Raw genomic sequence first — 14,540 nt, 5'->3', positions numbered from 1 at the left:
GGCTCTCAGTGCTTGAGAGACCTTGTTTTTTATACTAGAGCATGAGGATATATAAAAATACTCAAGGATTTTTTACTCTCCCTTGGTTTCCGACAACCAATTTTCCAAGACCTGCATGACCCCTGCCTCCAGATGGCTGGGAGCTCGGTACTTGGCTACTGCCTTGACCTTGTCTGTCGCATTTTCCATGGCATAGGAATGCCCAGCATAGGCTAAGAGTTCCAAATCATTGTCCGAATCTCCAAAAGCCATGACCTGCTCTGCCTGTATTCCCAAGTCCTGTAAGACCTGCTCCAGGCCCCAGGCCTTATGAATCCCTTGTGGCAAGATATCGATGGAGCCATAGCCACTAGTCACTGCAACCAGCTGAGCTTGAAAAACCTGGTTAAACTCTTCCGTTATCGACTCCACACGTGCTTCAGGAACCCAGAGACCAACCTTATAAATAGGTTCAAAATTAGGATAGGCACTGAGGTCATCTAAATATGTCACACGATTTTGGAAGGCAACCATCTGAGCTGATTCTATTGGCAAATCAGTCCCTGCAAACGGCATACCTGCCCCAGCCTGCATATAAATATTTCCATCGTTCGACAACATCAGACATACATCCGCCCAACGGCCTTTGAAAAAATGCAGTATTGCTTCGACTTCCACTTGCTGAATAGCCCGACGAATTACTGTCTTGCCATTTTGATACACATGGGCTCCATTATCCGCTACAAAGATTAATCTGTCTTCAAATTCTTGGAATAACTGAAGTAATCTACCTATTCCATTACCACTAGCGATAACAAAAGGAATCTTTTTCTGATCTAGTTGATCCAAGACCCGTGAAAATCGTTCCCTATCAAAACTCCCCTGACCATCTAAAAAAGTCCCATCCATATCTGTTGCAATTAATCGAATTGTCATCTTCTCTCTCTCCTCACCATACCAAATTGACAAAGTCTTTCATTTCTTGATAGGCTGCGTCCACACGCGCCTGTGTATCTAGATCCAATTGTCCATAGTATCGACCACCAGCGACCCAGTCTTCCAATACATAGGTCTGATAGCTAAAACGCTCATAACCATCCAGTGAATACGTTCCCTGAGAGATACGATTCACCCAGGTTGGATGGGCTTGAGCAGTTTGAATACTTGTTTGCCCATTCTCTTTTTGAATCCTTATATCCATCAAGACTCCCCGCTCGGTCCACTGGGCATTTGGTGTATCATCCATGCTTTCAATACGCTGATTGGACAGGAAATTCCCCATCGAATAGATAATCAATTTTCTCTGATTATCTTTTTCAATAATCTCTGCGGGCTCGACTACATGCGGATGCCCACCAAGAACGATGTCTGCTCCCCAATCAATCATTTGATGGTACAAACTGGTCTGTTCCTCCGTAGGCTCCAACTGGTATTCCACACCCGTCTGAGGCATGACGATGGTAATATCTGCCTCTTTCTCAGCTCGCTCAATCTCTGCCCGCATCTTTTCTTTATCAAAATCCGATAAATAGGCATCATATTCCTCCTGACTCAGCAAAGCCTCCATCCCGTTGAAACCGTAAGCATAGGCTAGGACAGCTATACGGATACCATTGACTTCTCGAATGTAGAGTGGTGCAGTTGCCCGATTGCCTTCGGCGTAGACACCGACTGTATCCACACCTGCATCTCTAAATGTATTGACAGTGGAAATTAGCCCTGATAGATGTGAGTCCAAAATATGATTGTGGGCTAAGTCCACCAAATCGTAGCCTGCATCATGGATATTGTTGGCGACAATGGCAGGCGCATTAAAAAGTGGGTAACCTGCTAATTCGACATCTGGGGAAATGGTCCCTTCAAAGTCTGCGATAGCGAAATCAGCCTGTTCTATCCAGGGCTTTACGTAGGTAAAATTCTCAGAAAAATCGTAACTTCCATCTGGCTGTTCTGCTCCTCGAAGAATAGGCAAGTGATAGAGCAAATCCCCATGAGCCATGATGCGAACAGAATTATCTGAGTGCATTGATTCTGAGGCCTGATTCAGCCTAGGAACTAGGTGCTCGCTTACAATAATAATCGCCAAGATAATAGTCGCTAAGCCACAAATAAAAAACAAATGCAGCTTTGTCCGATAGGACGCATATCGTTTTCTGCGAATATAGTTCGCCCTTTTCTCCATACCTTTACCCTCATACTCCCTACTTAAGAACCTTTGTTCAAAATACAGTCAGTAGTCCCTCAAAAAACTATTTCTTCCATAAAAGTACATCACTTATAAATAGAGGTTCTAATATTAGTATACGACATTTTTGCTAAAAAATCTAAATAAAATCAGAATTCCATCTCACAAATATATGTTTCTGACTATGTATTCCATTCCTCAAACGATTATCAGACCGATCTTCACAGACCATTTAAAAAGAGCTAACATTATCCCCTCGCGACTCTCTAAAAGACTATCTGGGAGAACAGTACAATGTTAGCTTCTTTTTATGTCTTCAACAGATAATCTCAGTCATCTAAGTGCTGTAGCTTGCCACGAAAATCTTCAATGATCTCGTAGCCTTTTTCAGCCATGATGGCCTGCAATTCAGCCGTAATGCGTTCAAAGGCTGCCACACCTTCCTTTTGCAGGGTTGTTCCAACTTGAACCATGCTGGCTCCACAGAGAATGTGTTCGAAGGCATCACGACCGGTCAAAATGCCACCAGTCCCAACAATCTGAATCTCCGGTTTCAAGCGTTGGTAGAAGGCATGGACATTTGCCAAAGCTGTCGGTTTGATATATTCACCGCCTATACCTCCAAAACCATTTTTAGGCTTAATGACCACCTGCTCGTCTTCAATATATAGACCATTTCCAATCGAATTGACACAGTTGACAAACTTTAAAGGAAACTGGTTGAAAATCGCTGCTGCTTGGTCAAAATGCACAATATCGAAATAAGGTGGTAACTTAATACCGAGTGGTTTGGTAAAGTAAGTGAAGACCTCCTGCAAGATGGTTTCTGTCGTTTCAAAATCATAGGCAATCTGCGGCTTTCCAGGGACATTGGGACAAGAAAGATTTAACTCTGTCAACCCCTTAAAATCACTGGCTTCTACAGTTCTCAAAATTTCATGAGTCTCATCAGGCGACATTCCAACTAAAGATAAAACAAATGTGCGTTCTGGCTCCGTTTCCTGCAACTCTAGTAGATAATCCAAATAGTAAGCCAATCCCTGATTTGGCAAGCCCATCGAATTGATAGAACCAAGCGGAACATTCTGATAACGTGGTTCTGGATTACCCGCGCGGTAGTCCAAGGTTGCTGTTTTTGTTACAAAAGTACCCGCCTTCGAGTTCTTAACCGCATCCAATTCTTCCTTGGTCATGCACCAAACCCCTGCCGCATTCATCAAACAATTTTCAAAGGTAAAACCACCTAGTGTCGTTGCTGTTGAAACCATATTATCCTCCATATAGGTCATTCTTTCTTGATTATATCATAAGAAACAAACGGATTTTCTTCATTTACTACTAACGTTCGGATTTTTTAATAAAAATTTATTAATTTTTTTAAAATTCTTACATTTTCTTCTTTACATTTAAAAATCATGGTGCTATAATAATTATCAGATAAATTAAATTGTCTGACAATTTAATAAATAAAAAAGAAATCAGGTGATCCCATGTCAAATGCCAAAGCTTACATCCAAGCTTCTTTTGAAGCAGTCAAAGCCCGCAACCCACATGAAACAGAATTCCTCCAAGCTGTAGAAGAGCTCTTCTCTACACTTGAGCCTGTTTTTGAAGCACACCCAGAATACATCGAAGAAAACATCTTGGCCCGTATCGTTGAGCCTGAGCGTATCATCAGCTTCCGTGTTCCATGGACAGATAAAGATGGAAATGTCCAAGTCAACCGTGGCTACCGTGTTCAGTTCAACTCAGCTGTAGGTCCTTACAAAGGCGGTCTTCGCTTCCACCCAACTGTAAACCAATCCATCTTGAAGTTCCTCGGTTTTGAGCAAATCTTCAAAAACGTCTTGACTGGTCTTCCAATCGGCGGTGGTAAAGGTGGTTCAGACTTTGATCCAAAAGGAAAAACTGATGCTGAAATCATGCGCTTCTGCCAAAGCTTCATGACTGAATTGCAAAAACACATCGGACCTTCACTTGACGTCCCTGCTGGTGACATCGGTGTCGGTGGTCGTGAGATTGGCTACATGTACGGTCAATACAAACGCCTCCGCCAGTTTGATGCAGGTGTCTTGACTGGTAAACCTCTTGGCTTCGGTGGTTCATTAATCCGCCCAGAAGCAACTGGTTACGGTTTGGTTTACTTCACTGATAACATGTTGGCAGCAAACGGTAAATCCTTCAAAGACCAAACTGTCCTTATCTCTGGTTCTGGTAACGTTGCCCAATATGCTGTTCAAAAAGCGACTGAACTTGGTGCAAAAGTTATTTCTGTTTCAGACTCAAATGGTTATATCATCGATGAAACTGGTATTGACTTCGACCTCTTGGTGGACATCAAAGAAAAACGCCGCGCTCGTTTGACAGAATACGCTGCAGAAAAAGCAACTGCTAAGTACTTCGAAGGTTCTGTATGGAACTACGACGGCAAGGCTGATATTGCCCTTCCATGTGCGACTCAAAACGAAATCAACGGCGAGCAAGCTGCTGTCCTTGTGAAAAATGGCGTTTACTGTGTGGCTGAAGGTGCCAACATGCCATCTGACCTTGATGCTATCAAAGTTTATAAAGAAAACGGCGTTCTTTACGGTCTTGCAAAAGCTGCCAACGCTGGTGGTGTAGCCGTATCTGCCCTTGAAATGAGCCAAAACAGCCTTCGTCTTTCATGGACTCGTGAAGAAGTAGACGGCCGTCTTAAAGACATCATGGCAAATATCTTCAACACAGCCAAAGAAACTGCTGAAAAATACGACCTTGGTACAGACTACCTTGCAGGCGCTAACATCGCAGCCTTTGAACAAATTGCGGATAGCATGATTGCCCAAGGTTTGGTATAAGCTTACTTTTAGTTTACTAAACTATAATAAAAATGTCCCCAAAATTGACGTGCCAATTTTGGGGGTATTTTTCATTAAAAGAAGAGGAGAACAGTGGATAAACATGTTCTCCTTTTTAAAATGTAAAAATAACAGATAAATCGGATATAGCACAATTACCAAGCCGAACAATCTGAACCAAGGGGCGTTGTAAACCCGTAAATTGTGCAGTATTTAAAACTTTTTCTACAGCAATTAGATACCTTCTGCGACTAATTCCGTCCACATGGCATCTTCGTAGGTAAAACCAAAGTTTGTTTCATTATCTATACCGTAGATAAGTTTTACTTGTACTTTCTCTCCTGGCTTCAACTTTTCAACTAGATTCACATCGTAGGTCCGTAAATCCAGGGAAAAGGGAATCTGACTAACAGGATCAACCAAACTAAAATAGTATTCATCAAAATAGAGTTCTTCTGCGGTCGAATTTTCAACTTCCACTTCAACAACATAAGCTGTGCTATAGTAGCTATCTACTAGTTCTACGCTATCGTCTTTGCCCATAGACGTTACTGTCACATGAAGACCATCAGAAAAATCAACACTATCTCCCACCTGATATTCTATGTAGGTCTTCGTATCATCGAAATAACCCTCTGAACCCAAAGAATCACTTGTACTTGACAAGCTTAAACCAGTCATTAAAATCAAACAGGTCACTCCTAGGATGAAGGAGAGAACAGCACCAGCAATGGTTGTCCAAAAGAGAGGCTGTTTGTGCAAGGGTTTCTTCTTATAATACATCTGCCCATTTTCAACGACAAAATCTTTTGTTTGCATCATAAACTCCTTATTTTAAAACAGTTGGCCCACTTGAAGGTAAATCTATTCCTGCTTGACGCAGGGCATCTTGATAAAAACCAAGGAACTGGTGATAAATACTACTTTGCTGCCCGTGCGCTACAAAGAGATTGACCCGAAAAACAAACTGACCATTGGTCGTATTTTGCGGTCCAAGAACTGTCACTCCTGTAATCTGATCAAAGTTGCTAACTTCTCGACGGTTGACTTCCTCAATAACCTGACTAACCTGTTCCAAATCGGTATTAAATTTGAGCGGAATATCGATTTGAGCACGCATGTCCCCTCTTGACTGATTGGACACCACTAGAATGTTGCGATTGGGAATAAAATGCAATGTCCCATCTGCATCACGTACTTGTGTTGTTCGGATTCCCATGCTAACGATGGTTCCTGAAATGGTAATGGGCCCGTTGGTTAACTTAACCACATCTCCGACGTCAAACTGTCGTTCAATTAAGATAAAGAATCCATTGACCAAGTCTGAGAGAAAACCTTGTGCCCCCAGCCCAACAGCTACACCCGCAATCCCGGCTCCTGCAAGAAGACTGGATACCGGTAAACCTAAAATGCTCAAGATACAATAAATGAGAATAAAGTAGAGCAAATAATTCAGGATACTCTCCACCAGACGACTGATGGTCTTCTGACGACCAATTTCCTGAGTGGATACCTTTAGGGAGGGAACTAAAACCTTTTTCACAGAAGCTTTGGCTATCTTCTTGATAATGTAAAATGCAACAAAGAGTAAAACAAGCGATAAAACCTTATTTAGGCCTGCTGTCACAATGGCCTCAATATTAAATTGAGACAAATACTTGGTAATAAAATCATTCATGAGATAATTATAGCAGAAAACATCCTAAAAGAACAAAAAGACAGCCAAGTGGCTGACTTTTATCTTATTTCTTCTTTGCAAAATACTGGCGTGTTTCCTTAATAATGATTGGAGATAGAGCCAGTAAGGCAATTAAGTTTGGAAGGGCCATAAGGCCATTCACAATATCTGCGATAGTCCAAATCAAGTCTAGCTTGAGGAAACCACCTAATGCAACCATAGCTACAAAGACTAGACGGTAAGGCAAGATAGACTTGGTACCAAAGAGGAATTCGATACAACGTTCCCCATAATAAGACCAACCAAGAATGGTCGTATAGGCAAAGAGAACCAGACTAATGGTCAAAGCCAAAGCACCTGATTGACCAAAAACTGTCGCAAATGCTGCCTGGGTCAACGGAGCACCTTCCAATCCAGCAACTGACCACTGTCCTGTTACCAAAATCGTTAGTCCAGTTAATGTACAGATGATAAGGGTATCAATAAAGGTACCAGTCATCGAAATCAACCCTTGCTCAACAGGGTTGTCTGACTTGGCAGCTGCAGCAGCAATCGGAGCCGATCCCAAACCTGATTCATTTGAAAAGACCCCACGCGCAATCCCCCGTTGAATGGCCTGTTGTACCGTCGCACCTGCAAAGCCACCCGCAGCCGCAGCCGGAGTAAAGGCTGATTTGAGAACCAAAGCAAGGGTTGGTAAGAGCTGATCCAAATGCAGAGCCAAAACAGTCAAACTGGCCAAAATATAAAGGATGGCCATAAAAGGAACTATTTTGGTTGAAACTTCTGAAATTTTCTCAATTCCCCCAAAGATAAAGAAAGCAATGGAAATGGCAGTTACGATGCTGACCAACTGGGGAGCCAGACCAAAACTAGAAGACATGGAAGAGGCACTGGAGTTAACCTGAGAGAAGGTTCCCATACCCAAGAGAGCCACTAGAACACCTGAAATTGCAAAGAAAATTGCCAGAGGTTTCCACTTTTGTCCCATCCCCAAGGTGATATAGTGCATCGGACCTCCCGCTGCTTGCCCATTGGCATCCTTGGTACGGTATTTAATGGCCAAAAATCCTTCTGCATACTTGGTTGCCATCCCGAAGAAGGCCGCTACCCACATCCAGAAAAGAGCACCTGGTCCACCTGTCGTAATAGCAGTTGCCACCCCAACGATATTTCCCGTCCCAACCGTCGCTGCCAAAGCTGTACAAAGAGCCGCAAAACTGGACACGTCCCCTTGACCAGACTGGTCGCTGGAAAAAATCAAACGAAAGGCCGTCGGCAACTTGCTGATTTGAAACACTCCCAAACGAAGGGTGAAATAGACACCCGTTCCGACTAACAGTAACAAAAGGGGTGGACCCCAAACAAAATTATTGATGTTCTGCATCAATTCTAACATAGCTTCCTCCTAAGTATGATTCTTAATCCGATAAAGCTGCCGGAAAAAACAAAAGAGGCTGAATTCATCAACCTCTAGAATCAACGCGAAAAATACAGAAAAATCCTATTTTTCAACGCTCTGTCCTTTTACCTGAGAGTTTCAGCAACTCTACTTTTCCAAGTAGAGCTACCTTGCCCCTTCGGTGCCAAAATGGTCTCTCCAGAGTTCCGTCCTTTGGACAGTCAGTCGCCTTTCTGCCCACTATCAACCGGTTATTCAGTTTTATCTAATTTTATTTTAATCTAATTTCACGAAAAAATCAAGAATATTTTCTGATACTCAATGAAAATCAAAAGTAGCCTAGGAAACGAAGCCGAAGATAGAACTCTGTTACTGTCTTGTTTCAAGGTAACAGGCTGAAAAGCTCCACCGAAGCTTTTCACTCATCAAGGCTCTTGACAACGGATAATTTTGATTTTCAAAGAGTATGAATTTTTACAAGTCTTCCATTTTTATGATAAGGTCTGCTCGCTCCCAAATCAAAGGATTATGGGTCGCAATCACAATTAGCCGATCTGGGCTCTTCAAGGATAACAAAATATCCATAATTTCTTGGGAGCTATTAGGATCTAAGGCAGCCGTCGGCTCATCTGCTAAAATCAATGGAGGATTTTTCAGGATGACTTTAGCAAGTGCTACCCGTTGAGCTTCCCCTCCTGAGAGTTCATAGATAGGCTGGGACAGGTCTAGATAAGACAGACCAACTGCATCAAGTGCCGCTTCCTGCCTCGATTTCCTTTCGTCTTTGGACAATTTCTGACCAATCAGTCCCAAATCCAGATTTTCTTTGATTGTCTGACTTTCTAAAAGACCAAAATTCTGAAAGAGATAGCCTAATTCCTCCCTAAAAAAGAGATGGGGCTTCAACTTTTTCAAATCCTTCCCCTTGTAGAGAATATCACCTGCATCAAAAGTCTCTAACTTGGCTAAGATATTCAGCAAGGTCGTTTTTCCGCTACCACTGGCACCTATCAAGGCATAGACCTTTCCAGCCTGCAAGTCTAGCGTTACATCAGAAAACAAGCTACGTTTCCCAAATTTCTTTTGAATTGATTGGATAGAAAACATACTAGGCTCCTTTCAAAATACGGATATTCCAAGCTCCCTCTTTTCTTGTCTGCCACCTCAATAAGCAGAGGGCATTGACCATAAACAAGGCAAAACTGATACTACTTATGAACATGTGACCTGTCACTACCATGCTTGCTCCAAGAGCCAACAAGAGGGAAAGCAGTTGGAACGTTAGGTATTTCTTATGGATTCCCAAGAAATCCATCCCTGCAATTTCCTTGATAAAAATCTCACGTTTAAACTCTTCGAAGTATAGAAGATTCATGGTATTAAACAAAACAATCGATGTCACGATACCCAAAATAGCACCCATAGAGGTTGAAATGGTCTCTATCCGAATACGGTCTAAAAGTTCCGTAAAGAGGGAGGAGCTACTTTTCACTTCATTAACAAACTGAAACAGATTTCTTTCCTTCAATTCACGTAAAAGTTTATCTCTGTTTTTAAATAGCATACTGCTATCTACTTCATTCAACCAAAAATCAGCAGATTCCTCTCCCAAACTTGACGGTGTCAGCACAACTAAAATAGGGTCTTTCAAATATTGCACATGTTGACCAGAACGATGATTGTAGATAAACTGCTTCTGCCCATCTTTTAGATAGGCAACTTTTCCCTTAATGGTAGCTGAGCTTGCTTGATTGGCAGGTCTTACCATACGATTGATATAGTCTTGGTAAAGATGGAGATAGGTATCGCTTTCAGGGCGCAATTTTTCAGGTAAGAGAAGCTGAAATTCTCCTTCTTGTAGAGGTGGCAATGCTTCTCCTTCTGCTAAGTTTACATCCTGTATCTGGATATAATGAGGGCTAACATAGAGGGTGTTTCCTGCTGGATGGTAGCTGTCCAGGCTTGTTCCATCTTCCAGTTGGGAGCCCATTAAATAGGCATTCAAATTACTTTTGACAAAGAGCGCGCCGTCTTCCTCCAATGCTTGCTTTAGTAAAGGATACCAATTTTCAGGCGAATTTAGTCCTGAGCGACCATCCGCAGAAATGTTCCAAGCCAAACTATAGTAATCCCCTTCTTTCTCCCACTGCTGGGCACCTGCTTGGTATTCCTGCCAAATCCCTGAATAATAGACGGTTTGAGCCATGCCCAATGACACCACTAGTAGAGCCAGCATTTGCCCCATAACCATAATGGTCAGGATTCCTTGTAGAGGCATCTTCCCTTTTAACAAGGGTAAAAAGTGGTAGGTTCGAATGGCCAAGGTAAATGTAGCAGCGAAAAAAAGGGCAATCAAACCAAGCAAGAAATGATAGCCCACTAGAGCTGCGACCAGATAGTAGACAGAATAGCCATCTAATCCAATGAGGTCGGCCAGTCCAACTGCTGGAAGAACCGCAAATGGGATAGTTAGAGCTATCTCTTTCGCATTTTCCTGTAGAGATAGCCAAAACAGATGCCAGCGCGAATCCCCTGCAATCAAACGGATACCTGCTGTACGCAACTGCCTTACATTGGCAATCACGACCAAAGCCATATAGGTAATAAGAAAGACCAGTACGGCTAAAAATTGACCACCTTGTGTCAGAAATGCTAGTAAAGTAGCAATAGTCGAAGGCTTTCGAATGTGAACCTCGTCAAAGCCAAGCGAGACAAGAAGAGAACGAAGTTCCTCTGCCGTTGCTTTTCCCTGGAAAATAAAATATTTGGTTAGGAGTGCAGACTCCACCTTTTCTGATGCCCGAAATTCCTCTAGTCCTCTTGGTAGGGAAGACTGACTAAAATTGTCATAGGAAAAGGTACGTCCACCTGATGTACTTGGCTCAATCACCCGCCTGGCAATCACACTATCCGTCTGTTGAGAATAGTCCTCTAATCTCTGTCGTACATCTGAGTAAGTCACGTCCTCAGATACCGACAAAGTGGTCACAGAAGGAAAATAATGAACAAGCATAGTCTCCTTTTGGCTAACCCCCAACCAAATCATAAAGACGGCTAGAATGATCGTCGATATAAGTACAAATTTCCCTTTCATCACAATCACCTGTCTTCCTATTCTCTAAAATGTAAGAAATAGGCTAGGAAAAAATTCCAATGTCACTGCTAAGAGTTCGCTTTAATATCTCAGTGAACTGGTTGATTGACAGCAAAATAGCCACTTCTTAAACTATAATATTATCTATGTATAAATCATTATATCAAAATCATCTTTTTAAACATACAATTTTAATACACAAAAAGCCTATTCTTTGCGAATAGACTTTCTGCGTTCCTAAATTTATTTAAGCAAATCCAAAAACAGGCCATATCCTGCTTCTTCCATTTCCTCTCTCGGTATGAAGCGAAGGGCTACTGAGTTGATACAGTAACGTAATCCACCCTTGTCACGCGGTCCGTCATCAAAGACATGACCTAAATGAGCATGACCGGCCCGACTGCGAACTTCGATGCGGTTCATGCCGTGAGAAAGGTCTTGGAAATAAGTCACAACTTCCTTGCTGATTGGTTTGGTAAAAGAGGGCCAGCCGCAGCCTGAGTCGAATTTGTCTGTTGAGAGAAAGAGGGGCTCACCAGTCGTAATATCGACGTAGATGCCAGCTTGGTCACTATTCCAAAACTCATTTTCGAAGGGTCTTTCCGTCGCAGCTTCTTGAGTGACTTGGTACTGGAGGTCGGTCAAGCTGTCTTTTAAGACTTGCTGGTCTGGCTTTTGGTAGTCTGCAACATCAATCAGAGGGATTTTTGCCTGCCCAAGATCGATATGGCAGTACCCTTGGGGATTTTTCTTGAGATAATCCTGATGGTAGTCTTCGGCGGGGATGTAATGTGCGAGTGGCTCCACTTCAACAGCTAGGGGGCGTCCGCCAAAGAGCTGGGACTGCTCCGTCATGACCTGCTCGATGGTCGGCAAATCTGCCTCATCTGTGTAATAGATACCAGTCCGATACTGGCGACCTTTATCAGGTCCCTGCTGATTGACAGAGAAGGGATCAATGACGCGGAAATAGTAGAGGAGAATTTCCCGCAAATTGATACGAGTCTCATCATAGGCTAGATAGAGCGTCTCTGCGTGGTCTGTTTGTTTGAGGAGTTGATAATTGGTCGTCTCCACCTGTCCATTGGCATAGCCAACGCTGGTGTCAAGAATACCATCGATCTGGGAAAAGTAGCCTTCCATCCCCCAGAAACAACCGCCTGCTAGGTAGATTTCTTTCATGTGAACTCCTTCTTATCTGCAAGCGTGGTTTCGTCACCCTTACAGATTTTTTTCTTTCATTTCTGCTTCCATTTTGAGGCGTTGAACCTTCATGGTCGCTGTTCGTGGAATGTCGTCATAAGCCATCAAGATAGGCTCTTTCAATAGTGGTAGGTCTGCAACCATGGCCCACCAAGCTTCCCAATTCATCTCAGCATCTTCTGCCAGAGCGATAATCGGCTGTGGTGCACCATTGATATCGCGGATAATCACGACTTCTGATAAAAAGTCCAACTTATCCAGCAATAAATCTTCCAAGGCAAGGTTGCTGTCGATGTGCTCAATGAGGTCAACCTGACGGTCTTTTAGAAGAAGCGTGCCCTCTGGAGTCATGCAGCCGTAGTCACCACTATCCCACCAAGCACCGTACACATTATCTTGGAAGCGGGCATCTTCTTTGTAGTAAGTCACAGCACGGCCTTTTGACAGGAACTGGATATGGCCGTTTTCTCCAGCTGGGAGAGGATTCCCTTGGGCATCTGTGATACGTGCTTCTGTGTAACCTTCCAGACCAATCCCCATATCACGTCCGCTAACTGTTCCTAGGTTTTCCAAGCGATGGTAACGTAAAATCATTGGACCACATTCACTTTGACCATAAACCTGCATAAAGACTGGATCTTTCTCTTTAGAAGCCTCCAAGAAGGCGCGAAGCGTACCAATATTGATAGCATCAAAGGTTGAATGGTAATAACGAATGCTACTAAAGACCTCTGTTTTTTCCTTGGCCAATCTTGCCCATTGAACAAAGTTATTCGGATGGGTTTCCAGAGCACTTGGACGATGAAGAGCAAGCGCCCGTTCAACATCATCTTTTCTTGCAGAGGAAAGCGGGTAGAGGGGGAATCCTAGCCCAATCGCCGACGACACGCCGATATTATAGCGTGAATGAACAGGAGAGATATGGAAGGCCAACAAGCCTCTCTCCGTCATCTTGTCAAAAATAGTCTGTTGCCAAGCTACTCGCCAGCCCATGGTCTGTGCTGTGTGGCAGATTAATTTTGGAACACCTGTCGTTCCTGAAGTATGGGTCATGTATTGAATGACATTTTCTGGCAGGAGATTTTCTTCAAAAGCAACTGCTTCTTGCACTAGGACTTGGGGTAAAAATACCTTTGTGACCAGGTCAGTTCGAGTCATTCCTGCTACACGTTCTTCCGTTTCTTGGTCGTAGACAATGAAAGACTTTTCCAATCGCTCTGCAAACACATCTAAATTCGAAGATGGCAAATGGTAGGAAATCATAACAGGAACAGCACCCAATGCCGTTACCGCTACTGCTAACAAATAGGTGTCGAAAGCTGGGCTCTTATACAGAACCACCTTGTCCCCATAGCCAATACCTGCTGCTGCAAATTGAGCAGCTCTTTTTTGAATAGCCTCAAAAACTGTTTGATAAGTATTTTCCAATCCTAATTCAGGGAAGGATGCGTAGGGTTGGTCAAAATAAATGGCAACATTCGGAAACTCTTGAGCTGCTGTTTTAAACTGACGATAGAGATTTAATGGTTTGTAACTAATAGTTGACATATCTAACCTTTCTAAAATGACAACGATAAGGTTATTATAACATCTTGTGCCATCCTTCACAATCTTATATCTTTGTATGACTCACAGTTGTAAAAAAACAAGTAGTCAATCCACCACTTGCTTTCATTTTCAATTAACCAATCTCTGCCAAGATTGCTTTGATTTGGTCTTTAGTGTGGACACCAGCAACTTGTTTCACAACCTGTCCGTCTTTTTTAAACAAAAGAGTTGGGATAGACATGATTCCAAACTGACGAGCTGTGTTTGGGTTTTCATCCACATCCATTTTGTAGATGCGCAATTCATCTTCATCCACTTCGCCTGCTAATTGTTCCAAGATTGGTGCCTGCATACGGCATGGACCACACCAAGGTGCCCAAAAGTCAACAAGGACTACGCCTTCTTGTGTTTCAACTTCAAAGTTTGCATCTGTAATAACTTGAACCATCATTTTTCTCCGTTTCTGTTTTTGGTACTATCATTCTACACCAAATGAAGAGAGAATGCGAATTTTTGCTACGGAAGAGAAATGAGATAGTCATGCTTAAACAATTGTGATTTGAAAGCATGTTGGTCATTCTAAACTAGACCGCAGGGTGACGAGGGGGAACTGG

At 42.8% G+C, this 14,540-nt stretch carries 12 protein-coding genes and 1 riboswitch; of the genes, 1 reads left to right on the top strand and 11 read right to left on the bottom strand.

All coding sequences use genetic code 11. The features are described from left to right. Nucleotides 1–72: 72 nt before the first annotated feature. The 3 genes from P7J49_RS07055 to P7J49_RS07045 form a co-directional block, all read right to left on the bottom strand. Nucleotides 73–915: a Cof-type HAD-IIB family hydrolase gene (locus P7J49_RS07055; protein ID WP_408570210.1), complete on the bottom strand. Its 843-nt coding sequence runs from the start codon at nt 913–915 to the stop codon at nt 73–75. Nucleotides 916–928: 13 nt separating this feature from the next. Continuing rightward, a complete protein-coding gene (locus tag P7J49_RS07050; RefSeq protein ID WP_408570208.1) occupies nt 929–2,161 on the bottom strand; it encodes a CapA family protein in 1,233 nt (410 codons plus the stop codon). Between the two features lie 332 nt (nt 2,162–2,493). Continuing rightward, complete coding sequence (locus P7J49_RS07045; protein ID WP_408570206.1) at nt 2,494–3,432, bottom strand: dihydroorotate oxidase; 939 nt, start codon at nt 3,430–3,432, stop codon at nt 2,494–2,496. Between the two features lie 222 nt (nt 3,433–3,654). On the opposite strand from P7J49_RS07045, the gene gdhA reads away from it, so the two are divergent. Next, nucleotides 3,655–5,001, top strand: a complete 1,347-nt coding sequence (gene gdhA, locus P7J49_RS07040) for an NADP-specific glutamate dehydrogenase (RefSeq protein ID WP_044688215.1) — start codon at nt 3,655–3,657, stop codon at nt 4,999–5,001. Between the two features lie 234 nt (nt 5,002–5,235). On the opposite strand, the gene P7J49_RS07035 is transcribed toward gdhA, so the two are convergent. The 8 genes from P7J49_RS07035 to trxA form a co-directional block, all read right to left on the bottom strand. Next, nucleotides 5,236–5,820, bottom strand: a complete 585-nt coding sequence (locus P7J49_RS07035; RefSeq protein WP_408570204.1) for a DUF4352 domain-containing protein — start codon at nt 5,818–5,820, stop codon at nt 5,236–5,238. Nucleotides 5,821–5,830: 10 nt separating this feature from the next. Beyond that, nucleotides 5,831–6,679 carry a mechanosensitive ion channel family protein gene (locus tag P7J49_RS07030; RefSeq protein ID WP_408570202.1) on the bottom strand — a complete coding sequence of 283 codons (849 nt, stop codon included), beginning with the start codon at nt 6,677–6,679 and terminating at the stop codon, nt 5,831–5,833. A gap of 64 nt (nt 6,680–6,743) precedes the next feature. Beyond that, the gene (locus tag P7J49_RS07025) at nt 6,744–8,078 is read right to left on the bottom strand and encodes an alanine/glycine:cation symporter family protein (protein WP_408570200.1); all 1,335 of its coding nucleotides are present in this window, start codon (nt 8,076–8,078) and stop codon (nt 6,744–6,746) included. Nucleotides 8,079–8,188: 110 nt separating this feature from the next. After that, nucleotides 8,189–8,293, bottom strand: a riboswitch (glycine riboswitch). 262 nt (nt 8,294–8,555) lie between these two features. After that, complete coding sequence (locus P7J49_RS07020) at nt 8,556–9,188, bottom strand: ABC transporter ATP-binding protein (RefSeq protein WP_408570198.1); 633 nt, start codon at nt 9,186–9,188, stop codon at nt 8,556–8,558. A gap of 1 nt (nt 9,189) precedes the next feature. Then, nucleotides 9,190–11,175 carry a DUF1430 domain-containing protein gene (locus P7J49_RS07015; protein WP_408570196.1) on the bottom strand — a complete coding sequence of 662 codons (1,986 nt, stop codon included), beginning with the start codon at nt 11,173–11,175 and terminating at the stop codon, nt 9,190–9,192. A 243-nt stretch (nt 11,176–11,418) separates the two neighbouring features. Beyond that, complete coding sequence (gene msrB / locus P7J49_RS07010; protein WP_408570195.1) at nt 11,419–12,357, bottom strand: peptide-methionine (R)-S-oxide reductase MsrB; 939 nt, start codon at nt 12,355–12,357, stop codon at nt 11,419–11,421. Between the two features lie 39 nt (nt 12,358–12,396). Further along, nucleotides 12,397–13,926 carry an AMP-binding protein gene (locus P7J49_RS07005; RefSeq protein WP_408570193.1) on the bottom strand — a complete coding sequence of 510 codons (1,530 nt, stop codon included), beginning with the start codon at nt 13,924–13,926 and terminating at the stop codon, nt 12,397–12,399. 133 nt (nt 13,927–14,059) lie between these two features. Beyond that, nucleotides 14,060–14,374 (bottom strand): thioredoxin, encoded by a 315-nt coding sequence (trxA, locus tag P7J49_RS07000; protein WP_002941035.1) that lies wholly within the window; start codon nt 14,372–14,374, stop codon nt 14,060–14,062. Nucleotides 14,375–14,540: the final 166 nt, after the last annotated feature.

Origin of the sequence: Streptococcus suis (assembly GCF_046032515.1) — a bacterium.
Lineage (GTDB): Bacteria > Bacillota > Bacilli > Lactobacillales > Streptococcaceae > Streptococcus > Streptococcus suis_AL.
The sequence above is the reverse complement of the archived record's forward strand: the minus strand, read 5'-3'. Positions and strand labels throughout refer to the sequence as shown.

Excerpts from the sequence above, each read along its gene's own strand:
- P7J49_RS07045 (WP_408570206.1), bottom strand. The coding sequence starts at position 3,432 with ATGGTTTCAACAGCAACGACACTAGGTGGTTTTACCTTTGAAAATTGT.
- P7J49_RS07035 (WP_408570204.1), bottom strand. The coding sequence starts at position 5,820 with ATGCAAACAAAAGATTTTGTCGTTGAAAATGGGCAGATGTATTATAAG.
- msrB (WP_408570195.1), bottom strand. The coding sequence starts at position 12,357 with ATGAAAGAAATCTACCTAGCAGGCGGTTGTTTCTGGGGGATGGAAGGC.
- P7J49_RS07015 (WP_408570196.1), bottom strand. The coding sequence starts at position 11,175 with ATGAAAGGGAAATTTGTACTTATATCGACGATCATTCTAGCCGTCTTT.
- P7J49_RS07025 (WP_408570200.1), bottom strand. The coding sequence starts at position 8,078 with ATGTTAGAATTGATGCAGAACATCAATAATTTTGTTTGGGGTCCACCC.
- P7J49_RS07055 (WP_408570210.1), bottom strand. The coding sequence starts at position 915 with ATGACAATTCGATTAATTGCAACAGATATGGATGGGACTTTTTTAGAT.
- trxA (WP_002941035.1), bottom strand. The coding sequence starts at position 14,374 with ATGGTTCAAGTTATTACAGATGCAAACTTTGAAGTTGAAACACAAGAA.
- P7J49_RS07050 (WP_408570208.1), bottom strand. The coding sequence starts at position 2,161 with ATGGAGAAAAGGGCGAACTATATTCGCAGAAAACGATATGCGTCCTAT.
- P7J49_RS07020 (WP_408570198.1), bottom strand. The coding sequence starts at position 9,188 with ATGTTTTCTATCCAATCAATTCAAAAGAAATTTGGGAAACGTAGCTTG.
- gdhA (WP_044688215.1), top strand. The coding sequence starts at position 3,655 with ATGTCAAATGCCAAAGCTTACATCCAAGCTTCTTTTGAAGCAGTCAAA.
- P7J49_RS07005 (WP_408570193.1), bottom strand. The coding sequence starts at position 13,926 with ATGTCAACTATTAGTTACAAACCATTAAATCTCTATCGTCAGTTTAAA.
- P7J49_RS07030 (WP_408570202.1), bottom strand. The coding sequence starts at position 6,679 with ATGAATGATTTTATTACCAAGTATTTGTCTCAATTTAATATTGAGGCC.